The sequence below is a fragment of the Massilia sp. W12 genome, assembly GCF_037300705.1.
Taxonomy (GTDB): domain Bacteria; phylum Pseudomonadota; class Gammaproteobacteria; order Burkholderiales; family Burkholderiaceae_D; genus JACPVY01.
In genome coordinates this window covers 38,988-62,854 of sequence record NZ_CP147776.1, presented here as the reverse complement: position 1 = coordinate 62,854, position 23,867 = coordinate 38,988, and the positions used below count along the sequence as shown (strand labels likewise).

18 protein-coding genes are annotated in these 23,867 nt (G+C 57.5%); 7 read left to right on the top strand and 11 right to left on the bottom strand.

From position 1 onward, the window contains the following. Window positions 1-6 precede the first annotated feature (6 nt). From V8J88_RS00230 to rpsU, 5 genes are all read right to left on the bottom strand, one after another. A complete protein-coding gene (locus V8J88_RS00230; RefSeq protein ID WP_338847129.1) occupies window positions 7-177 on the bottom strand; it encodes a hypothetical protein in 171 nt (56 codons plus the stop codon). A gap of 61 nt (window positions 178-238) precedes the next feature. Then, window positions 239-2,593: an RNA polymerase sigma factor RpoD gene (rpoD, locus tag V8J88_RS00225; protein ID WP_338847128.1), complete on the bottom strand. Its 2,355-nt coding sequence runs from the start codon at window positions 2,591-2,593 to the stop codon at window positions 239-241. 258 nt (window positions 2,594-2,851) lie between these two features. Beyond that, window positions 2,852-4,642: a DNA primase gene (gene dnaG / locus V8J88_RS00220; RefSeq protein ID WP_338847127.1), complete on the bottom strand. Its 1,791-nt coding sequence runs from the start codon at window positions 4,640-4,642 to the stop codon at window positions 2,852-2,854. A gap of 23 nt (window positions 4,643-4,665) precedes the next feature. Then, window positions 4,666-5,112, bottom strand: a complete 447-nt coding sequence (locus V8J88_RS00215) for a GatB/YqeY domain-containing protein (protein ID WP_338847126.1) — start codon at window positions 5,110-5,112, stop codon at window positions 4,666-4,668. A 224-nt stretch (window positions 5,113-5,336) separates the two neighbouring features. Continuing rightward, window positions 5,337-5,549 (bottom strand): 30S ribosomal protein S21, encoded by a 213-nt coding sequence (gene rpsU, locus V8J88_RS00210; protein WP_005877634.1) that lies wholly within the window; start codon window positions 5,547-5,549, stop codon window positions 5,337-5,339. A 454-nt stretch (window positions 5,550-6,003) separates the two neighbouring features. Here rpsU and V8J88_RS00205 point away from each other — a divergent pair, with 454 nt between their 5' ends. Further along, entirely contained in the window at window positions 6,004-7,458 is a 1,455-nt protein-coding gene (locus V8J88_RS00205) for an HDOD domain-containing protein (RefSeq protein WP_338847124.1), read from the top strand. Here the strand turns inward: V8J88_RS00205 and ybiB are convergent. Then, on the bottom strand, window positions 7,423-8,415 hold the full coding sequence (gene ybiB / locus V8J88_RS00200) for a DNA-binding protein YbiB (protein ID WP_338847123.1): 993 nt from the start codon (window positions 8,413-8,415) through the stop codon (window positions 7,423-7,425). The genes V8J88_RS00205 and ybiB overlap by 36 nt on opposite strands. Window positions 8,416-8,425: 10 nt before the next feature. Continuing rightward, window positions 8,426-11,176: a DNA polymerase I gene (gene polA, locus V8J88_RS00195; RefSeq protein WP_338847122.1), complete on the bottom strand. Its 2,751-nt coding sequence runs from the start codon at window positions 11,174-11,176 to the stop codon at window positions 8,426-8,428. Between the two features lie 209 nt (window positions 11,177-11,385). On the opposite strand from polA, the gene V8J88_RS00190 reads away from it, so the two are divergent. The 6 genes from V8J88_RS00190 to V8J88_RS00165 all read left to right on the top strand — a co-directional run bounded on the left by V8J88_RS00190 (window position 11,386) and on the right by V8J88_RS00165 (window position 16,058). Next, window positions 11,386-11,847: a hypothetical protein gene (locus V8J88_RS00190; protein ID WP_338847121.1), complete on the top strand. Its 462-nt coding sequence runs from the start codon at window positions 11,386-11,388 to the stop codon at window positions 11,845-11,847. Window positions 11,848-11,855: 8 nt separating this feature from the next. Further along, window positions 11,856-12,821 carry a homoserine kinase gene (locus V8J88_RS00185; RefSeq protein WP_338847120.1) on the top strand — a complete coding sequence of 322 codons (966 nt, stop codon included), beginning with the start codon at window positions 11,856-11,858 and terminating at the stop codon, window positions 12,819-12,821. A 3-nt stretch (window positions 12,822-12,824) separates the two neighbouring features. Further along, a complete protein-coding gene (locus V8J88_RS00180) occupies window positions 12,825-13,610 on the top strand; it encodes a BPSS1780 family membrane protein (protein WP_338847119.1) in 786 nt (261 codons plus the stop codon). A 168-nt stretch (window positions 13,611-13,778) separates the two neighbouring features. Next, complete coding sequence (locus V8J88_RS00175; RefSeq protein WP_338847118.1) at window positions 13,779-15,092, top strand: methyl-accepting chemotaxis protein; 1,314 nt, start codon at window positions 13,779-13,781, stop codon at window positions 15,090-15,092. Continuing rightward, the gene (locus tag V8J88_RS00170; protein WP_338849968.1) at window positions 15,022-15,360 is read left to right on the top strand and encodes a methyl-accepting chemotaxis protein; all 339 of its coding nucleotides are present in this window, start codon (window positions 15,022-15,024) and stop codon (window positions 15,358-15,360) included. Before V8J88_RS00175 ends, V8J88_RS00170 begins: the two co-directional genes overlap by 71 nt. A 107-nt stretch (window positions 15,361-15,467) precedes the next feature. Further along, window positions 15,468-16,058 (top strand): chemotaxis protein CheD, encoded by a 591-nt coding sequence (locus V8J88_RS00165; protein WP_338847117.1) that lies wholly within the window; start codon window positions 15,468-15,470, stop codon window positions 16,056-16,058. A 132-nt stretch (window positions 16,059-16,190) separates the two neighbouring features. Here V8J88_RS00165 and V8J88_RS00160 read toward each other — a convergent pair whose 3' ends face one another. The 4 genes from V8J88_RS00160 to secD form a co-directional block, all read right to left on the bottom strand. Beyond that, on the bottom strand, window positions 16,191-18,080 hold the full coding sequence (locus V8J88_RS00160; RefSeq protein WP_338847115.1) for a proprotein convertase P-domain-containing protein: 1,890 nt from the start codon (window positions 18,078-18,080) through the stop codon (window positions 16,191-16,193). Between the two features lie 493 nt (window positions 18,081-18,573). Then, the gene (locus V8J88_RS00155) at window positions 18,574-20,472 is read right to left on the bottom strand and encodes a proprotein convertase P-domain-containing protein (RefSeq protein ID WP_338847114.1); all 1,899 of its coding nucleotides are present in this window, start codon (window positions 20,470-20,472) and stop codon (window positions 18,574-18,576) included. A 469-nt stretch (window positions 20,473-20,941) separates the two neighbouring features. Then, the gene (secF, locus tag V8J88_RS00150; RefSeq protein WP_338847113.1) at window positions 20,942-21,964 is read right to left on the bottom strand and encodes a protein translocase subunit SecF; all 1,023 of its coding nucleotides are present in this window, start codon (window positions 21,962-21,964) and stop codon (window positions 20,942-20,944) included. 25 nt (window positions 21,965-21,989) lie between these two features. Beyond that, window positions 21,990-23,849 carry a protein translocase subunit SecD gene (gene secD / locus V8J88_RS00145; RefSeq protein ID WP_338847111.1) on the bottom strand — a complete coding sequence of 620 codons (1,860 nt, stop codon included), beginning with the start codon at window positions 23,847-23,849 and terminating at the stop codon, window positions 21,990-21,992. Window positions 23,850-23,867 lie beyond the last annotated feature (18 nt).

Genomic DNA, 23,867 nt, shown 5'->3' with positions numbered 1-23,867 from the left:
CTGAAATCAGCGTTTTGCTAATGCATCCAGCACTTCTTTGTGCTCTTCCATCACGCGCTTTGCAATCTCAATGATATCCACATTGTCATCATTTAATGACTGCAAGTTTTTGGGGCGTACAACCTCAGTTTTTGGTATGTATTTCAAGCCATACTTGCTTGCAGTAGCTGCATCCATTTTCACCTCCAATACGGAACAAAGCCTCTTATGATTATACATCTGGCAGGTAAGGACTGAATCAATTCCCTTCCAGGAAACTCTTCAACTTATCCGAACGTGAAGGATGACGCAGTTTGCGCAGCGCCTTGGCTTCGATCTGGCGGATGCGTTCGCGCGTCACGTCAAATTGCTTGCCAACCTCTTCCAGCGTGTGGTCGGTGGACATTTCGATGCCGAAACGCATGCGCAGCACTTTCGCTTCGCGCGGGGTCAGCGAGTCCAACACATCTTTCACCACGCCACGCATGGAGGCGTGCAAGGCGGCGTCCGCCGGGGCCAGGGTGTTGTTGTCCTCGATGAAGTCGCCCAGATGCGAATCATCATCGTCGCCAATCGGGGTTTCCATCGAGATCGGTTCTTTCGCAATCTTCATGATCTTGCGAATTTTGTCTTCCGGCATGTCCATCTTCGCCGCCAGGGTGGCCGGATCCGGCTCTGAACCGGTTTCCTGCAGAATCTGGCGCGAAATGCGGTTCATCTTGTTGATGGTCTCTATCATGTGCACCGGAATCCGGATGGTGCGCGCCTGATCCGCGATGGAGCGCGTGATGGCCTGACGGATCCACCAGGTGGCGTAGGTCGAGAATTTATAACCGCGACGGTATTCAAATTTGTCCACCGCCTTCATCAAGCCGATATTGCCTTCCTGGATCAAGTCGAGGAATTGCAAGCCGCGATTGGTGTACTTTTTGGCGATGGAAATCACCAGACGCAAGTTGGCTTCGGTCATTTCGCGCTTGGCTTTGCGCGCCTTCATTTCACCCGCCGCCATTTGACGGTTGATGTTGCGCAAATCCTGCAGCGGCAGCACCACGCGCGCTTGCAAATCAATCAGGCGTTGCTGGAATTCCTTGATGGTCGGAATATTCCGGCCCAGCACGGCGCTGTAAGCATGGCCGGCGGCGACTTCGCCATCCACCCATTCCAGATTGGTTTCATTGCCCGGGAACACTTTGATGAAGTGGGCGCGCGGCATGCCGCACTTGTTCACCGCCACATCCAGAATCTGCTTCTCGATATGACGCACTTCATCCACCTGGCCGCGCAGGGTGTCGCACAGTTTTTCCACCATCTTGGCGGTAAAACGCAGGCCCAGCAATTCATGCGAAATCGCTTCCTGCGCTTTCAGATAAGACTTGGAGTGATAACCCTCTTTCTCGTAGCACTTGCGCATTTTTTTGTAGTGCTGCGAGATATTTTCAAATTTTTCCAGCGCCGTTTTTTTCAGCTGCTCCAGCTGTTCGCTGGAGAAGCCGGCTGCCGCCGAACCGCCGCCGACATCATCGTCTTCTTCCTCGTCGGCGTCTTCGTCTTCATCTTCGTCGTGCTCGGCATCCGCCGCCAGCGCCTGCTCATCTTCCTGCGCGTCCGGGTCCACAATGCCATCCACCACTTCATCCACGCGCACTTCTTCTTTGGCGATGCGTTCGCCGGCCTCGATGATTTCAACGATGGTGATCGGGCAGGCGGAAATGGCTTGAATCATGTCGCGCAAGCCGTCTTCGATACGCTTGGCGATCTCAATTTCACCTTCGCGCGTCAACAGCTCGACCGAACCCATTTCACGCATATACATACGCACCGGGTCGGTGGTGCGGCCAAAATCGGAGTCCACGGTGGACAAGGCGGCTTCGGCAGCGGCTTCGGCTTCATCATCGCTGGTGACGATGGCCACATTGTCCGACAGCAACAGGGTTTCCGCATCCGGCGCGTGTTCGTACACCGCGATGCCCATGTCGTTGAAAGTGCTGATGATGCCGTCAATTGCATCCGGTTCGACAATATTGTCCGGCAGATGGTCGTTGATCTCGGCATAGGTCAAAAAGCCGCGCTCTTTGCCGAATTTGATCAGGGTTTTGAGTTTTTGCCGGCGCCGCTCCAATTCCTCTTCAGTCGCTTCGGTGTCTGAAGAGAATGCGTCTTTCAGCAATGCCTTTTCCTTGGCTTTGCGGTCTTTGGCCTTGGCCTTGTCGGCGGCTTTCAATTCGGCGCGCTCAACGGCGTTCAGGGCCGCGACTTCATCATTTTCCGGCTGGAATTCTTTCGGTTTGCGCCCGCGCCGGCCCGGCACTTTGACGCCAGGCAGCACATAGCCCGAAGTATCGATGGCGGCCAGTGTGGCGGCATCGGTGGTCTGCGACACGGTAGGGGCATTGCCAACTTTGACTTCGACCGGCTCAGCAGCTGCATGCCTGGCGCCGCGCGCCGGCTTGCCTGCCACTGCCTCGTCATCCTGCGCCAATTCGACTTTGGCGCGCATGCTGCGCTTGTATTTCACTTCAACGGTCGGCGCATCCGCGCCGCCATTGTCGATTTCGCCTTCCGGCGTTTTGTTTTTTGCGGGGAGACTCAGGGTTTTAGCAGGTTTCTTCATTGCCTTCGCCATCAGTTGGAAAGTTTGCGAAACGACTGTGCCTTCTGTGCCGGCGCCGCGAGGGCTGCTTGCAACGGGCCAGGCAGAAAATCCGAACCCCAAAGGCAGTTTACATAAGCCTTATATTATAACACGGGTACCGGGTTTTCCATTGCTCCAAGGTAAGGATGGCCAGAAGCACAGTCATGGGGCGCTGCATACAAGATGTGCTGCAAACGCCGTTTTTTCAATATCAAAATGTATTTCGCGCCGAAAAACTCAGCGCGGGCCGCGTTCAGCCTCCTCTTCGCGCTGCATCGCCTGTATCAGTTGCGTGATGTCGCGATAGCGCTGCGCCACTGCCGGCGTCACTTCGCCTTGCATCAGCTGGTTTTGTTCTTCTTTGAGCGCTAACAGACGGTTTTTGCGCAATGCGCCGCGCAATTCCAGGCGGCAGGCCTGCGCATCCTGCTCAGGCTCCGCCGCCACCGCACGTATCATGGCGGAAAAATCCTCAAACTCGCGTAATTGTTCTGATAATTGCGCAAAATTGGCATGCTCGCCCAATTCCAGCGCAATCCCTATCAATTGCTCCAGCAATTCCGCCGATTCCGGCGCGCGCGCCAACAGGGCTTGCAAACCTTCCGGGGTGACTTCCTCCACCAACTGCGGATGCGCGATCAAAATCCGCATCACTTGCAAAGCCAGCGGCGTGGGCGCACTGCGCTGGCGCGCCGGTTTGGCAAAGCCGGTCACCAGCACCGGCTTTTGCAATTCACAGATCTGCTCAAGCTGCTCCGGCTTGGCGTCCACCACCTTGGCCAGCAATTGCACAATTTGCATGCGCAAGGCATTCGGCGGCAAAGCTTGCAACAGCGGCTTGGCGGCATTCAAGGTATTCGCGCGCCCCTCCGGCTCGTCCAAATCGTTTTCATCAACCGCTGTGTTGATCAGAAATTGCGACAGCGGCATGGCTTGCGCCACTTCCTGCTCAAATGCCGCTCGACCATATTCGCGCACAAAGCTGTCCGGATCATGCTCGCGCGGCAAAAACAGAAACTTCAGGCTTTTGCCATCGGTGGCAAAAGGCAAGCAGGCTTCCAGTGCGCGGCGCGCGGCGCGCCGCCCTGCGTTATCGCCATCAAAACTGAAAATCACACAATCGCTGATGCGCAACAACTTTTGCACATGGGTGCTGGTGCAAGCAGTGCCCAGCGTCGCCACCGCTTGCGCAAAACCGTGCTGTGCTAACGCGACCACATCCATATAACCCTCAGTCACCAGCACATAACCTGCTTCGCGCACCGCCTGCCGCCCTTCAAACAAGCCATACAATTCCTGGCCTTTTTGAAACAGCGGGGTTTCCGGCGAGTTCAGATATTTTGGTTCGCCCTGATCCAGTACGCGCCCGCCAAACGCGATCACCTGCCCTTTGCTGTTACGGATCGGGAACATGATGCGGTCGCGAAACCGGTCATAGCGCCGCCCGGCGCCGCCATCCCCTTCTTCACGCTCAATCAGCAAGCCGGCTTGCACCAGTTCCGGCGCATCGTAATCCGGAAACACGCGGCGTAAAGCATCCCAGCCGGCAGGCGCATAGCCCAAGCCAAAGCGCGCTGCAATTTCACCGGTCAGGCCGCGTCCTTTCAGATAGGCGATGGCGTGGGTGGCGCCGCGCAATTCCTTGCGGTAAAAATCGGCTGCGCGCGTCATCAGATCAGACAAGGCCAGGTTTTTCGCCTGCGCCGCCTGACGTTGCGCCGGCGGGATTTTCTCATCCTCTTCCGGCACTTGCATGCCAACCCCGGAAGCCAGTTCGCGCACCGCCTCGACAAAGCCCATGCCGCCCCATTCGATCAAAAAACCGATCGCGGTGCCATGCGCGCCACAACCAAAACAGTGGTAAAACTGCTTGGAAGGAGAAACCGTGAAACTGGGGGATTTTTCGCTGTGGAAGGGGCACAAACCCATATAGTTTGCGCCGCCTTTTTTTAATTGCACGCGGGCGCCGACGATATCAACGATATCCACCCGGTTGAGTAAATCCTGAATGAATGAGGGAGGAATCACACGGCGCCCGGACTTGCTTGGTATTACTTGGCCAGAGCCGCTTTGATACGGGCCGAAACCACGCCCATATCCGCACGGCCTGCCACCTTGGCCTTGACCACGCCCATCACCTTGCCCATATCCTGCGGGCCGGCGGCGCCGGTTTCAGCGATGGCGGCGGCAACGATGGCGTCCACTTCCGCGTCCGACATGGCAGCCGGCAGATAGGCCGACAGCACCGTCATTTCAGCGCGCTCATTATCCGCCAGATCCTGACGGCCGCCGGCTTCAAATTGGGTAATGGAATCTTTGCGCTGCTTGATCATCTTGCCCAAAATGGCGATGACATCACCGTCTTGCACATCGACGCGCTCATCCACTTCCTTCTTCTTGATTTCAGCAGTCAGCAAACGCAATGTGCCAAGCCGGGCGCTGTCTTTGGCGCGCATCGCATTCTTGACATCATCATTGATCTGTTCTTTCAAGCCCATGTGTATTCCCCGGAGAAAAGATGCGGCAGGCGCAAGCACAGCCGAAAACAACGATATCCCGCTGCGGCGAACCGGAGCAGGCAATGACGCCAGCAATCTGGCGGTAGCCGTGAAAACGGCAGAGAATCAGCCGACCGGCTGAATTCCAAAAAAAGAACGCTGCGCGCCCAAAAATACCAAAAGCCCGAAAATTCGGGCCAGCGGTATATCGTGCGAAGCAGCGATCAGTACATCTTTTTCGGCAACTGCTGGCTGCGAATACGCTTGTAGTGGCGTTTCACGGCGGCAGCCAATTTGCGCTTACGCTCTGCGGTCGGCTTTTCATAGAATTCGCGTGCGCGCAGTTCGGTCAACAGACCGGTTTTTTCAATGGTGCGCTTGAAGCGACGCATAGCGACTTCAAACGGCTCATTTTCTTTCAGGCGGATGGTGGTCATGTAAAATCTGTGCCAAGGATTATTAGGAAGAGCGAAATTCTAGCAGCAATCCGGAAAATTGTGAAGACCCTGCTGAATTTTTACGCATTTTGTCTCGACCGGGCGACAAATTCCAAAACCGCCTCTCTGGCGCCGCCCTGCGCGGCAAAAACACAACACAGACTGCCAGACTATTTTCTCCACCCGATACAGGCAAACCCCATCCACTTAGGCGATGTTGCCAGAGGATCGCGGCGCCAGCGCGCATAAGGCGGGCAAAAAAGCGATGCAGCGGCGCCGCAACAATTCAGGCCCGCGCGCCCTGTTTGCGCATGCTCGCTGTTGCGGCGCGCAGCCGGCTCACGTAGTATGGCCCAAAGAAGGCCAGACAGACGACCAATGCCCTGCCTGCCACCTGCCGCCCAATTCATGCGGTCAGGGCTGACGCCGGGCGCAAGCGGAAACAGGACACGTTATGGATGAGCAAAAAGACTTGCGCGCAGAAACCACGCAAAAGCTATTAACGCTGCTGGATCAGGACGAGGGTTTTGCCGCGCTTGCCAGCTCGGTGAACGCGATTGTGAATATGGATGAAGACACCTTATCCGGCAATCGTGAAATCGTGGTTGCCGCTTTGCGCGACGCTGGCCTGACTTGTAAATTGCTGCGCGCCGCCAACGCCACCGCACGCGGCAAAAGCAATGTGTTAAGCATTGATCAGGCCATTTCCGTACTGGGTCTGAGCACCGTCAAACAGACCGCCGCCGCGCTCCCGCTGCTGGCGTCGATACAAAACAAATCGCAATTACAACATCTGCATGCCGAGATTATTGCGGCCTGGTTTTGCGGCGCGCTCAGCGCCATCATCACGCGTCACAATGGTGGCCGTTACAATCCGCAAGAAGCGCAGGTCTGCGGCCTGCTGCAAAATCTGGGACGCATCTGCGCCTATTATTATCTGTTCGACGAAATTGAAAAAAGCCACACTCTGCAGGCTGAGCGCAATTTGACTGAAGATGAGGCGATCAGCCATACCCTGGGCATGAGCTTTGAAGAGTTGGGCAATATGGCGGCGCAACACTGGAGTTTTCCCGACGTATTGCAACAAAGTCTGGCGGTGCGCGCCGAAAAAGTGCCGCCGCGCCCGCCTGCCAGCGCGCAAGCTTGGCATCCGGTGGCTGCGCTGTTTGCGCGCGATGTGACAGACGCCCTGTTCCGCCTGCCGGAAGGACGTGAGCGGATTGTGATTCAGCATGATTTGAATTTCTTCCACCAGGCCCTGGGTTTGAAAAACGATGAAACTCAGGAATGGATTCAAGGCGCTCTGGCCGACCTCGACAGCATGTTGAAAGATATGCAGTACCCTTGCGATGTCGAGCATGCGCGCATGATGTTGCGCAAGTCTTCTGAAAAAGTGCTCGACTCGCTGTCTTCCCAAGACAGTCTGACCCGCCCCAATCCACGCTCAGGCGGTAAAAAGCCGATTGATATGATTCATCAGGCTTTACGCATCCTGCATGATGAATATGATTTCGATCTGGTTTTGCTGTGTCTGCCGGATGGCTCAGGCGGCTTGACTGCGGTCTCCGGCGTGGGGCGCAATGCCAATCAAATCGCGCAAAAATTCCACTGTCATGGCCAGCGCCCTGATCTGTTCCGCATTTTGATGAGCAAAAATGCAGACGTGTATGTGGGCGATATCCGCAACCCGACTTACAGCCGGCTGCTGCCGGAATGGTTTCATCCGCTGGTCGGCGGCAAGTCTTTCCAGGTCTGGTCGTTATCTGTGAATGGCCGTTTCTTTGGCATGCTGTACGCCGATTACAGCGAAGCGCGCACAGAATTGCCGAAAGAGAAAAACGAGGGCACGCCAAAGAAATGGCGCGATGTGATTTTAGCCGCGCTGGTATCCTGCGCCCGGCCCTCCTGACAGCGGCAAACGCGCGCGCAAAGCGCGCGCAGCCTGGCAAATCTGCTCCACCTGTTCCAGCAAAGCCGGCGGGACTTGGCGCTGCTCACACAAGACTTCGTCCATCCAGGCCGCCGTTTCCGCCGCACCCCGTTCCGGTAAGTCAGGCGGCGGCCCGGCCACTTCTTCGCGCTGCACCAGCGTGCTTTGTGCGCCCGCGCAAAACGCATCAATCTGCTGCGCGCGCCGCACATTCGCCACCGCTTCGCCTTCTGTGGCGCGCATCAATAAGGCGTCGCCCAGGCTGGCCGCTTCCGCGCTTTGATAATACGCGCTCAGCACGCGCAAATATTCCGGGTGGGTGTAAGACGTGATGCGCAACGCAGGTTCAGCGAAAGGTTGCAACAATTTGACCACGCTGTGAGTGGAGTTGCGCACCCCCAAAACGCGCCGCAAGCTGAGCAGTTTCGCCAATTCGGGGGACAGATGATCAATCGCCATAAACGCCGGCTGATGCCGCTGCCAGCTGGCGTAAATATGAATCGGCTGCTGCGCCAGCGGCAAGCCGGCGGCGCGCATCACTTCCGCCGTGGCGACCCGTCCCGCATCTTGCAATACGCCGTGAATCAAGACCGGCACGCCGCGCTGCGCCAACATGCACGCCAGCAAGGGCAAGAGATTCGGCGCATGGCGCGCGCCGTTATAACTGGGCAACAAGACCGGCGCAAATTCGCCGGCAGGCGCACTCAAAGGCGGGATGCGCGCATGCGCGGCGCGCAAAAATCCATGCAGCTCCTCCACGCTCTCGCCCTTGATGCGCATGGCCAGCAAAATCGCGCCCAGCTGCAGATCGGCGACCCGGCCATCCAGCATGGCGCCATACAATTCCTGCGCATCCTCCAGCCCCATGGCGCGAGCGCCATCGCGTCCGCGTCCGATTTCTTTGATAAAACGCGCGGCGGCAAAATCCTGCTGCATGACCATCTCCTCAGTGCGCCTGATCCCAATTCGCGCCCACCCCCACTTCCGCCAGCAGAGGCACGCGCAAAGCCGCCACGCCTGCCATCAAACGCGGCAATTCGGTCTTCACCAAATCCAACTCATGCTCCGGCGTCTCCAACACCAATTCATCGTGCACCTGCATCACCATGCGCGTCTCAAGCCGGCTTTGCTCCAGCCAATCTTGCACCGCGCGCATGGCGAGCTTGATCAAATCCGCCGCAGTACCCTGCATCGGCGCATTAATCGCCGCACGTTCTGCGCCAGCGCGGCGCGGGCCATTCGGCGAATTGATTTCCGGCAACCACAGGCGGCGCCCGAATACGGTTTCCACATAGCCGCGCGCGCGCGCTTCGCGGCGCGTGCTTTCCATGTATTCATGCACACCGGCGAAACGCTGAAAATAACGGTCGATATAATTTTTCGCCGCCTCGCGCTCAACGCCCATCGCTTGCGCCAAACCAAACACGCCCATGCCATAAATCAAGCCGAAATTAATCACTTTGGCATAGCGCCGCTGCTCGCTGCTGACCTGTTCCGGCGGAATGCCGAAGACCTCGCTGGCGGTGGCGCGGTGAATATCAATGCCTTCCGCAAAGGCGCGCAGCATGTTCGCGTCCTGTGAAATATGCGCCATGATGCGCAATTCGATTTGCGAATAGTCAGCCGACACGATGTGCTTGCCCGGCGCCGCCACAAATGCGGTGCGGATGCGCCGCCCCTCTGCTGTGCGGATCGGGATATTCTGCAAATTCGGATCATTAGAAGCCAGCCGGCCTGTCACCGCCACCGCCTGCGCATAATTGGTATGCACCCGTCCCGTGTCCGGGTTCACCATTTTGGGCAATTTGTCGGTATAAGTTGATTTCAACTTAGCCAGGCCGCGATATTCCAGCAACACCTTGGGCAAGGGATAATCCTCAGCCAGTTTTTGCAGCACTTCCTCATCGGTGGAAGGTGCGCCGGTGGCGGTTTTTTTGACTACCGGCAACTGCAATTTGCCAAACAGCAATTCGCCCAGCTGTTTGGGCGAATTCATATTAAAAGGCTGCCCCGCCAATTCATACGCTTTTTGCTCCAGCTGCATAATGGTTTCGCCCAAATGCTGCGACTGGCGCGCCAATTCCTGCGCGTCGATCAAGACCCCGTTGCGCTCCATGCGCAAGAGCACGCGCGCGGTCGGCAATTCAAGTTCCTCGTACACATAGCGCAAACCATGGCCGGCGGCATCGCGCGCTGACTCCAGCTGCGGCCACAAAGCCTGATGCAGTTGCAAGGTGACATCCGCATCTTCCGCCGCATAGGCGGTGGCGCGTTCAATCTCCACCTGATCAAAGCCGATTTGCTGCGCCCCCTTGCCGCACACTTCTTCATACTTGATGGTTTTGCGATTCAAGTGGCGCAAAGACAGGCTGTCCATATCGTGCGGTTTGTGCGATTCCAGCACATACGATTGCAGCAAGGTGTCATGCCGGATGCCGCGCAAATTCACGCCATGATTCGCCAGCACATGCGCGTCATATTTCAGATTCTGTCCCACTTTATGATGCTGCTCACTCTCCAGCCAGGGGCGCAGAATCTGTAAAGCGGCCTCCACCCCGATTTGCTGCGGCGCGCCGGGATATTGATGCGCCAGCGGGATGTAGCAAGCCGCGCCGGCTTGCACTGAGAGCGAGATGCCGACCAGGCGCGCATGCATCGGCTCCAGCGAAGTGGTTTCGGTATCAAACGCGGTCAATTGCGCTGCAGAAATGCGCGCCAGCCACTGTTCCAGATGGGCCGGCTCCAGCACCGTTTCGTATTGGGTTTCGAGCGGCGCGCCGGGAAATAAGTCGCCGCTGACGGGCGCCGGCGCAGGGGCCGGCGCTTGCGCTTTGACGGCGGCTTTGGCTGCCGGCGAGGCGATGCGCACGCCGTATTGCGCCGCAAACGCCAGCAATTCCGCATCATCTTCGGGACGCGCCTGCAAACTGCTGCGAATATCTTGCATATGTCCCTGCAAGTCGCAATCGGTCTTGACGGTGATCAATTGGCGCCCCATTGGCAGCCAGTCCAGCGCGGCGCGCAGATTGCCGCCGACCACCCCGCCGATTTTGTCGGCATGCGCGATCACGCCATCCAGATTGCCATATTCCTGCAGCCATTTGACGGCGGTTTTCGGCCCGCACTTGGCCACCCCCGGCACATTGTCCACGGTGTCGCCGATTAAAGTCAGATAATCGATGATCAATTCCGGGCCAACGCCGAATTTATTGCGCACCCCTTCAATATCCAGCTTTTCCCCGCTCATGGTGTTGATCAAGTACACCTTGTCATTCACCAGTTGCGCCAAGTCTTTATCGCCGGTTGAAATCACCACCTGCATGCCATCCGCCGCCGCCTGCACCGCCAGCGTGCCGATCACATCATCCGCCTCAACCTGTTCAACAATCAACACCGGCCAGCCCATCGCTTTCACAGCGGCGTGAATCGGCTCGATCTGGGCGCGCAAATCATCCGGCATCGGCGCCCGCTGCGCTTTGTATTCGGGATAGAGATCGTCACGGAAAGTCTTGCCCTTGGCGTCAAACACGCAGGCCAGATAGGCGCTCGGATAATCCTGACGCAGGCTGCGCAGCATATTCACGATGCCTTTCAATGCGCCGGTGGGCTGGCCTTGCGGGCCGCGCAAATCCGGCATCGCGTGAAACGCGCGATACAGGTAACTCGACCCATCTACCAACAGTAAAGTATTTTCCATAAACGATTCCACAAGAGCGGGCAAAGGTTGGAATTATCGCCAAAATCCGGCGCGCTGACAGCTTGCCCCTTGAATTTAATCCGCCGCCGCATCCGCTTGCCTGTGCGCAATTGCGCAACCCGGATGGAAAGCGCGCCGCCATGCGCGGAAAAGCGCTGTCAACTGCTACAATGCGCGTCAGTTTTCCACATTTCTCAATGGTTGCCATCATGCGTTTGCCAGTTCAACTCTCCCTCCTGTTCTCAGGTTTAGGCATGGCTTTTTATGTTTGTGCGGCTGATGCGCCGCCACCGCCGCCCATGCCTGCGGCCTCTGCCGCTTCCAGCGCCGCCGCCAGCGCAAGCGCCGCCGCCAAAACGGCGGAAGCGCCCAAGGACATCAGCAAAGAAAACAGCTTGCAATTGGGCAAGCCTGAGCCGGAACGCAAGATCACTGAGCGCAAGGTGAATGGCAAAGTGGTGGAAGCCAAGGTCAAGAGCGGCAAGAGCCAATATGTGGTGAAACCGAATGAAACGCCGGGCGCGCTGCCGGGCGACAAGCAAAGCAACCAGGTGCGCCCGGCGCAATGGCAGGTAATGGAATTTGGCGGCGAGAAAAAGCCCAAGGAAGACGGCGCGAAAGACGCCAAGTCTGAGGCTGCAGCCAAACCGGCCTCCTCCGCCGCCAAGTAAGCGCAATCATGGCCGTCTTCACACCTTTGCGCCTGGACGAGCTGCAAGACTGGATCCAGGCCTATGATTTGGGCGCTGCGCATGGCTTGCGCGGCATTTCCTCCGGGATTGAGAACAGCAATTTTTTCATCGACACCGCGCGCGGTGAATTTGTGCTGACGATTTTTGAAACCTTGCCGTTTGAACGCGTCCCCTATTATCTGCACCTGATGCGCCACTTGGCGCTGCACGGGGTGAAGACGCCGGAGCCGCAACTCACGCGCCAGGGCGAAATTTTGCTCTTGCTCAAAGACAAACCGGCTTGCATCGTCTCCAAACTCGAAGGCGCCTCGCAAATGGCGCCGGGTCTGGCGCATTGCGCCGCCTGCGGCGAAATGCTGGCGCGCATGCATCTGGCGGGGCGCGATTTTCCGCTGCGGCAGCAAAATCTGCGCGATCTGGATTGGATGCGCGGCATGGTGGAACAGGTGCTGCCGTTTCTGGATCAGGCGCAGCGCCATTTGCTGTTAGCGGAAATGCATTTCCAGGATGCCTTTGCCGCCAGCAATGCGGCGCATCACCTCAAACGCGGCCCGGTGCATTTGGATTTATTCCGCAATAATGTGATGTTCCAGGGCAATGTGCTGGGCGGTTTCTTTGATTTTTATTTCGCCGGCGACGATGCCTGGCTGTACGATCTGGCGATCACGGTAAATGACTGGTGCATTGCGCTTGACAGCGGCGCGCTGGATGCCGCGCGCTGCCACGCCATGCTGCAGGCGTACCAGACGGTGCGTCCCTTTGATCAATATGAGCAGCAGGCATGGCCGGCTTTGCTGCGTCTGGCTGCGCTGCGCTTCTGGATTTCGCGCCTGTTTGATTTTCACCGGCCACGCCCGGCGGAAGAACTGACGCCGCATGATCCAGCCCATTTCGAGCGCGTGTTACGCATGCGCATCGCGCATGGCGCAGCGGCCTTACCTGTGGAGTCTTGAAAGATGGCGAAAGCTGGCGATGGCGTGCAATGGATTTTGCAAGGTTTGCAATTACTGCGCAAACGCCCTGCGGAATTAATGTCTCTTTCACTGCTGTGGATGGCGTTGGCGTTTATTTGCGCGATGTTGGGCGATTTCGGCGCCTTGCTGTGGCAATTGGCGACGCCGGCCTTGTGCTTCATCATGCTGCAAGCCTGCCACAATATTGACAGTGGCAAAAAGCAGGATTGGAACAGCCTGCTGCAAACCGTGCGCGCCCCCTTGCTCAAACCCATGCTCTTGCTGGGCCTGTTCTGGGTCGCCGCCGCACTGCTGGCGGGCGCCATTCTGGTCTTGCAATTGGGGCAGGAAACGATTCAAAGCCTGAGCAATCCGGCCAATCAAAACAAGCTGCCGCCCGGCTTTGACAGCGCGCACTTTTTGCAATCCGTGCTGCTTTCCCTGCTCTTGCTGTGCCCTTTCTTCATGGCCTTGTGGTTCACCCCGGGTCTGGTCGGCTGGCGCCGCATGGGCGTAGCGCAAGCCCTGTTCTTCAGCATGGTCTCGGTCTGGCGCGCGCTGGGCGCATTTTTGCTGTATGGCCTTGGCATGTTTTTATCGTTGATTCTGTTCACTTTTGCGATGCAGCCGCCGCTGATGTTAGCCCAGGCTTTATTCGGCAATGTGGGCGTGAGTATGATCCTGCTGGCCAGCGGTAATTTATTTTTCGCGCTCGCCTTTGCCAGCATGTATTGCTGCTACCGGCAATTTTTTGGCATGCCGGAAGCCATGCCGCCAGCAACTGAATAGAGACAGGCTGGCAAATCCGCCAGCCTGAATATTGCACAGACGCCAAGAACGGCGGCAAGCTGTGCCGCTATGCAACAACTTCACCGGCAATTGCTGTAAAAGTTACTGGAAAACCGCTATATTCAAGGCGCCGCCCCGTACCTGCGGCATGTTCTATTGAGGAATAGCATGCGCATCAATCAACCCGTAACGCAAATCGAGCAGCGTCTGGGCGAGGATGAGGTGATCGTCTCGCAAACCGATCTCAAAGGCAAAATTTCCTACGCCAACCCGGGCTTCATCCGCATCAGCGGTTTTTCAGAAGAAGAGTTAATCGGCGCGCCGCACAATCTGGTGCGCCATCCGGATATGCCGGAAGCGGCGTTTGCCGATCTCTGGCGCGATATCAAACAAGGCATTCCCTGGACCGGCATCGTCAAAAACCGCTGCAAAAATGGCGATTTTTATTGGGTCAAGGCGAATGTCACCCCCATCCGCGAACAAGGACAGGTCACCGGCTATCTGTCGGTGCGGGTAGCCCCATCCAGAGAAGAAATCAGCGCCGCCGAACAAGCTTACCGGATGATACGGGAACAGCCGCAAGCCGGTCTGCAAGTGCGGCACGGCGCGGTATGGCGCAGCGGCTGGCGCGGCTGGCGCGCCCGGCTCGACGCCCTCTCGCTTGCAGCCCGGCTGCGCTGGCAAATGGGGACATTATCCGCGCTGCTGCTGCTGCCTCTGCTGGCGGCGCTGTTCGATGGCGGCAAAAGCTGGCTGATCGGCGCCTGCCTGCTGGCGCTGGCCGGGGTGCTGATGATCTGGGCCGGTTTGCGGCACGCCTTGCTAAAACCGGTCGAACAAGCTTTGCATTTTGCCCGCACCATCGCCAGCGGCGACCTCAGCTACCGCATCGCAACCCGGCGCCAAGATGAATTGGGACAGTTATTGCAAGCCCTGAATCAGATGAATGTGAATCTGCTGGCGGCGGTAGGCGATGTGCGCAACGGGATTGCTGAAATCGATGAGCATGCGCAACAGATTGCAAATGAAAGCGCCGATCTGGCGCGCCGCACCGAGGCCCAGGCCAGCGCGCTGGAGGAAACCGCCAGCACCATGGAGGAATTCGCCGCCTCGCTGAAAAACAACAACGCCAATGCCGAGCAGGCGAATCATTTGGCGGTGAGCGCTGCGCAAATCGCCAGCCAGGGCGGCGAAGTGGTGACGCAGGTTGGCATGACGATGGGGGAAATCAGTGAGTCCGCCAAAAAGATTGTCGATATTATCGCCATCATTGACGGCATCGCATTCCAAACCAATATTCTGGCCCTGAACGCTGCTGTCGAGGCGGCGCGCGCTGGCGAACAGGGGCGCGGCTTTGCTGTGGTGGCCGGCGAAGTGCGCAGTCTGGCGCAGCGCGGCGGCGGCGCGAGAAATCAAGCAGCTGATCAGCGCATCCGCCGAACGCGTCAAGCACGGCGACAGTCTGGTGCGGGAAGCCAATGAAACCATGCGCGATATTGTGCGTGCGGTGCAGGACGTGACCACCATCATGGCCGAAATCAGCCGCAGCAGCCAAGAGCAAAGCGACGGGGTGGATCAGGTGAATATCGCGTTGATGGATATGGATCAGGGCGCGCAGGCAAATTCCGTGCAAGTCGAGCAGGCGGCGGAAATTTCCGCGCAACTGGCGACCCAGGCGCGCCAACTGTCAAATGCGGTCGGGATTTTCAAAGTCGCCGCCAAACCGGCGAATAGCAGACTGTTACGCTAGGGAATTAGGCTTAACCATACCCGCCGCGCCTCATTTTCGTTAGAATGAATCAAGCCCATTCATTTTCATGTGTGAATGGTGGTTTTTTCTGCAAGATTGAGGAAATCATGCCCACTCTGTATGACGATAACGGCAGCTATGACAAATCCGGCATGGGTTTGGACGAAGATGCGATTGAAGTCTTTCTCGATCCCGGCGAATATTTTGTCGGCGACGATGCATTCCAAGTCCGCACCCTGCTGGGGTCTTGCGTCTCTATCACGCTGTGGCATCCACAGCGCCGCTTCGGCGCTATGTGTCACTTTCTGTTGTCAACCCGTCCGGCGCAAGCGCTGGAAATGGACCGGCGCAAGAGTAATCGCCCGGCCAACGACCGGCGCTCCCCGACAGCGCTGGATGGCAAATATGCCGATGAAGTCATGCAATTGATGATCAATGAATTGCGTGACAACCGCATCGATGCGCGGGATTGTCAGGCCAAAGTTTTTGGCGGCGGCAATATGTTCCCGCAACGCCGTATGGAAGATAATTTGAATGTCGGCAAGAAAAATGGCGAGACCGCCAAAATGCTCTTGCGCAGTCACGGCATACAAATCGTTTCCGAAGACTTATATGGCAACGGCCATCGTGAAGTGATTTTCAACCTCAAAAATGGCGATGTTTGGATCCGCCTGGCGAAAAACAGCGCCGTCGCCTGACTCCCTTCTCTACTGCGCCCAGCCCCTGCGCACTCCCCGCCTCTCAGACAATTCTTTGCAAACACCTTTGCAGCTATACGTATGCAAAAAAACAGCCGGCGCCATGCATGGCGCCGGCTGTCTTCAACTCACTCAGTTAGGGAAGTTGATGCGCCAGCTCTTGATATAGCCGACGTCAACCCGCGCGGCGTCCACCACGCGCAATTTCCACGAACCGTTCTGTCCCACACGCGGGGCGCTGACATTAAACGATTTCACGATATTGTCAGCCGAGCCGCCGGTGCGGTTGTGCAAAACATACACCGAACCATCCGGCGCCACCAGCGACACCACCAAGTCGCCGATATACGGGTGCACGATGTCCACATCCACGCTCAGATTGCCTGCCGCGCTGGTCAGCGGCACGCTGATGGCGCTGCTCACGCCGGTAGCGTTATTGTCCGGAATATCGACCCGGGTATTGTTTTCATAGCTCTTCACGGTGGAAGTGGCTGTTGCTTGCAAGCTCACGCCAGCATACGCATCATTGCCACGCAACATCACATAGTAACGGCCAGCTTGCGGCGCCGGAATGGTGCAGGTTTCCGCATTGCCCACGGTTTGCGCCTTGCAGTCAGCTTGCGTGGTGCTGGGCAGATTGCCATAGCGCACATACAAATCCACATCGCCGCTGCCGCTGGCGGTGGTGAATTTCAAGGTGCTCGGCGCAGTCGCCAGATCCAGCGAATAGAAGGCTTCATTACCGGTGGCGCCAGCCAGATTGGTTTTGGCCTGATTCACCGTCAGCGGCGTAATCACCGGCGTCGGCGTACCACCGCTGCCACTCGGGATTTCATTATTGAAGAAGGATGCGATTTGCGGCCAGATCTTGCTGATCAGCGCGCCGGAGTTATTGCCCGAAGGGCAGCCGCCCAGGTGATGCAGCGCAATTGCCTTGCGGCTGATGGAGGACAGCACCGGCGAGCCGGAGGCGCCGCCAATCGTGTCGCAGCGGTAGCCGGCGTCGGTATTGGTTCCATTGCCGTTTTGCAGCGGCGCATCGATGCGGCACAGGCCGCCGGTGTTGACATCGCTGACGATGGAAATTTGCTTAGGATCGCCACCGCCGTGTTGCGGAATGAAGATCTGCTCATCGCGCACCAGATCGCGCACTTCCAGGCCCAGGCTGCCAAACGCGGAAACAGCGGCTGGATCGCGCAGCGTAAACAAGGTGTAATCCAGCGTTTCGTCAGTCTTCAGCATATCCGCTGCCGCCACCTTGGTGACAGGCGCCATTTGCGTGCCATTGCAGCCGGTGTATTGATAATTGAACCAGACTTCAGAAGCCTGGGTGTCGCCCTGGCTGGCGATGCAATGGTTATTCGTCATCATGAAATTGCCATTGCCCAAACGCCAGGCGGTGCACAGACCGCCGGACATCACCAGACGCGCCACCGGGCGGCTGCGTTCAAATTCAGCAGGATTGGAGTTTTCCCAGCATGCCGCATCTTTGCGTTCATCCGCGCCGCAAATCGACAGCGTGCCATCCGGGCGCAATTGCTTGCCGCGCATAGCGGCGGCGATCCGCTCATGGGAAAAGCCTTCGGTCATTTTGCGCACGCGCACGCCATGTTCATTCCAATTCCATTTGGCGCCATTGAGCAGCAGGCGCACGCGCGCCACTTCGCCATTCACCGACATCGCGGCAAAGCTGGTTTTGCCGTTTTCGCCCAATTTGGCGTCCACCGTATGCGGCCCCAGCTTGCCGGCGGCGTAGCGATACACTTCCTTGCCGCTGGCGTCACGCACTTCCAGCACAGCGCCCGCCGGCAGATTGAAATAGTCAAAATGCAATTTGACAAAACCGGCGCCGGGGGCGGCGCGCACCACAAATTCTTTTTCCGCAGCAATCCCTGCCTGCGGTTCAAAATTCACATTCAGCGCCTTCACTTCGCCGATCGGCAAGGGGGCCGCCACGGCAATATAGGGATTGAGCAACACAGCCAGCAATGCGCCAGCTCCCAGAATTGCATGTTTATTCATTGTATCTCCTGGTGTTATAAAGAGTGCCACGAAAATTCCGTGAACAGGCAAAGATTGGCAAAGCCCGAGCGCATACCGCGCAAGCGCAGAAGAGGGAAAGCGGGGGGAGCCTGGGAAATGCAATCGTTAATGAGGATACGGTGCGTCGTGCAACCGTGGGCACAGTATCAGGCAGAGCGCGATGCTTAGCAAGCAATCGTAATGAAATTAATGATAATTTTTTCCTACTGGCAAAATTAATTTCATGACCACGCCAATATTGTATCGCTTTGTAAAAACCAGGATTGCAGACCAGCGGCTTGAAAGGCACGCCGCTTAGCAGGAAAAACCGGTTTCCCAGTGCATACCAATTCACAAAACAAGGCAAAAACTTCCATGTCAAGCTGAAAATTCCACCCTGTTGTTTTATTACAATATGAAACAGATGCAAGGCGGGCGGGCGCCGCGCCTTGCTGCAGGATGGAAGCGCAACGCGCCCCCATCCTTTGCGTCATCAACGGCTGAAATTCAACTTCCAGCTCTTCAGATAACCAACGTCAACCCGCGCCGCATCCACCACATGCAATTTCCAGGTTCCGCTGGCGTTCACCGTCCCGGCATTCACGCTGAAAGTCTTGTTCAGATTGTCAGTTGAACCGCCGCTGTGGCGCTGCAGGCTGAATACCTTGCCATTCGGCGCAATCAATTCGACGATCAAATCGCCGACATAGGTGTGCACAATATCCACATCCACCGTCAGATTGCCGGCCGCGCCGCTCAGCGGCACACTGACCGGACTGTTAATGCCAGCAGTGTTTTTATCCGGGATGTCAAAGCGGGTTTTGTTTTCAAAGCTGCGCGCGGTGGCGCTGGCCGCCGCCAGCAGGCTGGCGCCGGCATAGGCGTCATTGCCGCGCAGCATCACATAATAGCGGCCAGCTTTGGGCGTGGCGATCACGCAGCTTTCCGCATTGCCCACGCTTTGCGCCTTGCAATCCGCCTGATTCATCCCCGGCAGACTGCCGTAGCGCACATACATATCCAAATCGCCAGTGCCGCCGGAGGTGGTGAAGCGCAGATTCGCCGGCGCGCTGGCCAGATCCAGCGCAAAGAAAACTTCGCCGCCCTTTGCCCCGCTCAGATTGCTCTTGGCCTGGTTCAATTGCAACATGGCGATGTTCGGGGTCGGCGTGCCGCCGCCATTGCCGGCCGGGATTTGATTGTTGAAGAAGGACGCGATTTGCGGCCAAATCTTGCTGATCAAGGCCCCGGAATTATTGCCGGACGGACAGCCGCCCAGATGATGCAGCGCAATCACTTTGCGGCTGCTGGAAGACAGCACCGGCGAACCGGAAGAGCCGCCCACGGTGTCGCAACGGTAGCCGGCGTCGGTATTCGCGCCGCGCCCGCCTTGCAAGGGATTATCGATGCGGCACAACGCGCCGTTATTCACATCGCTGGTAATCGCCAATTGCTTGGGATTGCCGGCCCCATGCTGAGGAATGAAAATCTGCTCATCTTTAACCAGATCGCGCACTTCCAGACCAAGGTTGCCAAAGGAGGCCACTGCCGCCGGGTCGCGCAGGGTGAACAGGGTGTAATCCAGGGTGTAGTCGGTTTTCAGCAGATCCGCCACCGCCACTTTGACCACCGGGGCCATCGCCGTGCCGGTGCAGGAACTGCGCTGATAGTTAAACCAGACTTCAGACGCCTGCGCTTCGCTCTGAGTCGAGAAGCAATGGTTGTTGGTCATCATGAAATTGCCATTGCCGACCCGCCAGGCGGTGCACAAGCCGCCTTGCATCACCAGACGCGCCACCGGGCGGCTGCGTTCAAATTCCGCCGCATGGCTGTTCTCAAAACAGGCCGCTTCTTTGCGTTCATCCGCGCCGCAAATCGACAGCAAGCGGCCATCCGCGCTCATGCTCTGGCCATGCATTGCGGCGGCCATGCGTTCCGGGGAAAAACCTTCGGTGATTTTGCGCACGCGCACCCCGTGTTCAGCCCAGTTCCAGGCCGCGCCATTGAGCAGCAGACGCACGCGCGCCACCTCGCCATTCACCGACATCGCGGCAAAACTGGTTTTGCCATTTTCGCCCAGCTTGGCGTCCACCGTATGCGGCCCCAGTTTATCGCTGCTGTAGCGGTACACTTCCTTGCCGCTGGCGTCCATCACTTCCAGCACAGCGCCGGCAGGTAATTTGAAATAGTCAAAATGCAGTTTGACAAAGCCGGCGCCGGGCGCGCCGCGCACTTCAAATTCCTTCTCGGCGGCAATACCGGCCTGCGGTTCGAAATTCACGCTCAAGGCTTTCACTTCGCCAATCGGCAAGCGCGTCGCCTGCGCCGCGAAAGGGGACAACAAAGCGCCCAGCAGCAAGCTGGCGCGCACAAAGGCGGGGGTGGGGTTCATTTTGATCTCCTGTTTTGTAGTGGGATGCTGCGGGTTCGCGGCAGCAAGCGACGACCTCACGCCCGCGCTTCTTGGGGGCGCAAAGCCAATCAAGGGAATGGGGGTATGCAGGAATGCAATCGTCTTGTGGATGCAAACATATTGTCGTTTGCGGCACGCAGTATCCAATAAGAATGAAATAAAATCAATAAAATTCGATGTAAATTTGTAAATATATTTTCAATATAAATATTTTCATGTCATTTTTATATTAATAGACAAGAACGCCTTGCGCACTGCCCGCGCGGCAGCGCAGCGCCGCCGCGCGCGGCATTCGCCGCTTTGACTGATTTGGCCTGACTGGCAGGATATGGCGCAGGCATGCGCAGCCGCCTTCAGCGTTAATCGCCGTTCCGGACTGCAGAATGAAAAATGCCGTTCAGCTCACACTGAACGGCATCTCAATTTGCGGACAAACTGCGCTGCAGGCTTACACCACAGCGCCGTCGTTTTCGTCTTTTTCTTTGACCGGGCGGATCAGATCTTCCCGCTTGACGCCCAGCCACATGGCGATTGCCGCCGCCACGAAGACGGAGGAGTAAATGCCGAACAAAATGCCGATGGTCAGCGCCAGGGCGAAATAATGCAGCGTGGGGCCGCCCAGGAACAGCATGGAGAGCACCATCAGCTGCGTGCTGCCGTGCGTGATCACGGTGCGCGAAATGGTCGAAGTAATCGCGTTATCAATCACTTCAGTCACGGTGGCGCTGCGCAGCTTGCGGAAGTTTTCGCGGATACGGTCAAAAATAACCACGGATTCATTCACCGAGTAACCCAGCACCGCCAACACCGCCGCCAGCACAGTCAGCGAGAATTCCCACTGGAAGAAAGCAAAGAAGCCGAGAATGATCACCACGTCATGCAAGTTGGCGAAAATCGCCGCCACCGAGAACTTCCATTCAAAACGCATGGCCAGATAGGCCATCACGCAAATCACCACGCCAGCCAGGGCTTTCAAGCCGTTTTGGGTCAATTCGTCGCCGATCTGCGGGCCGACGAATTCTTTTTTCATCAAGGTCAGCGGTTCTTTGCCGGCAGCGTCCAAACAGAGCGTCTTTTTCAGCAACTCGCCTTTTTCGCTCAGTTTCTCCACTTCTTTCAGGCTGCCGCCTTCCGCCTTGCACAAGCCCTCCAGCACCACCAGCGAGACTTCTTTGCTGCCGGATGCGGCTTTGCCCGGCAGGCGGATCATCACGTCCTGAGCGCGGCCAAAGGTGGTGGTCTGGTTGTCGGCAAAGCCGAGTTCGATCACCGTCTTGCGGATCGCGTCGATATTCGCCGCCTTGGCGTAGGTGAATTGCACCTCGGTGCCGCCGGTGAACTCGATCGACAAATGCAAGCCGCGCTGCCACAGGAAAAACACGGCAGCGAGGAAGGTCACGATAGAAATCACGTTGAAAATCAACGCGTGCTTCATGAAGGGAATGTCTTTTTTAATCCGGAAAAATTCCATGATTTCTTATCCTTAGATGCCGGCATCAAGCCTGCGGTTTCCAGACTTGACCGATGGACAGCGCATTCAGCTTGCGCCGGCGTCCATACCACAGATTGACCACCCCGCGCGAGACGAACACGGCGGAGAACATCGAGGTCAAAATCCCCAGGCAGTGCACCACAGCAAAGCCGCGCACCGGGCCGGAGCCAAACACCAGCAACATCAAACCGACGATAAGGGTGGTGACGTTGGAGTCCACAATCGTGGCCCAGGCGTGTTCAAAGCCGGCTTCAATCGCACGCTGCGGCGAATTGCCATTGCGCAATTCTTCTCGCACCCGTTCATTGATCAGCACGTTGGAGTCAATCGCCATACCGAGCGCCAGCGCGATTGCGGCGATGCCGGGCAGGGTCAGGGTGGCCTGCATCCAGGACAGAATCGCCACCAGCAACAGCACATTCACGGCCAGCGCCAGCACCGAGAACACGCCAAACATCATGTAGTAGGCGATCATGAACACGGCAATTGCGGCAAAACCGTACAGCGTGGCGTTAAAGCCTTTCTTGATGTTGTCGGCGCCCAATTGCGGGCCGATGGTGCGCTCTTCGATGATGTCCATCGGCGCAGCCAGCGAGCCGGCGCGCAACAGCAGCGAGAGTTCCGCCGCCGCTTCCGGCGAATCCATGCCGGTGATCTGGAATTGCGAACCGAATTCGCCTTGAATCGTGGCCACGGTCAGCACTTCACCCTTGTTCTTTTCAAACAGCACAATCCCCATCGGTTTACCGAGATTGGCGCGGGTGACATCGCGCATCTTGCGTCCGCCATCGCCATTCAGGCTGACGCTGACCGCTGCGCGGCCATTCTGGTCTTGCGAAGGATTGGCGTTGGAAATCACATCGCCGGTGATAATGATTTCGCGCAGCAGCACCACCGGCGCGCCACGGCCCACTTTAAACAATTCGCTGCCCGGCGGGACTGCGGCGGTTTCCGCCGCGCCTGGTGGAACGCTGGGGTCAGCCAGACGCACTTCCAGGGTGGCGGTGCGGCCAATGATGGATTTGGCGCGCGCCACGTCTTGCACGCCAGGCAATTGCACCACAATGCGGTCGGCGCCTTGTTGCTGGATCAGCGGCTCGGCCACACCCAGTTCATTCACCCGCTTGGAGAGCGTGGTGATGTTTTGCTTGACCGCCTCATCCGCCACTTTTTTGAGTGCTTCCGGCTTGTATTGCATGCTCAGCACAAAGAAATCGCCATCGCGCGCTTCGAGGAAGCTGACATCGCCGAATTCCTTATCCAGCGCGGCGCGGCCTTTTTTGCGGCTGTCTTCATCGCGGAAGCGCACGCTCAGCTTATCGCCTTCGCGGTTGAAGCCGGCGTGCCGCACTTCTGCTTTTTTCAAGGTGTCGCGCGCCGCGCTTTGCATGCCGGCGACGCGTTTTTCCAAAGCGGCTTTGACATCCACCTGCATCAGGAAATGCACCCCGCCGCGCAAGTCCAGCCCCAGATACATGGGCAGCGCGCGGATGTTTTGCAAAACTTGCGGGGTGTTGGAGAGCAGGTTGAAGGCCACGCCGTAACGCTCGTCCTGCGGATCAGGATTGAGCGCTTTTTCCAGCGTCGCCTTGGCTTTGAATTGCAGATCGGTATTGGTGAAGCGCACACGCACCCCGCCACGATTGCTCGCATCGTCAAAGAACACGCCGTCATGCGCGATCTTGGCGTCAGCCAAAGCCTTTTCCACCACGCCCACCATATCGCGCTCCACCTTCAGCGTGGCTTTCAGACTGGAGATTTGCAATGCGGGGGATTCGCCGAAGTAGTTCGGCATGGTATACAGGGCGCCGAGCAGGACGACGACCACAATAAGAATGTATTTCCAAATAGGATAGCGGTTCATGGCAGGTGCGTCCGGTTA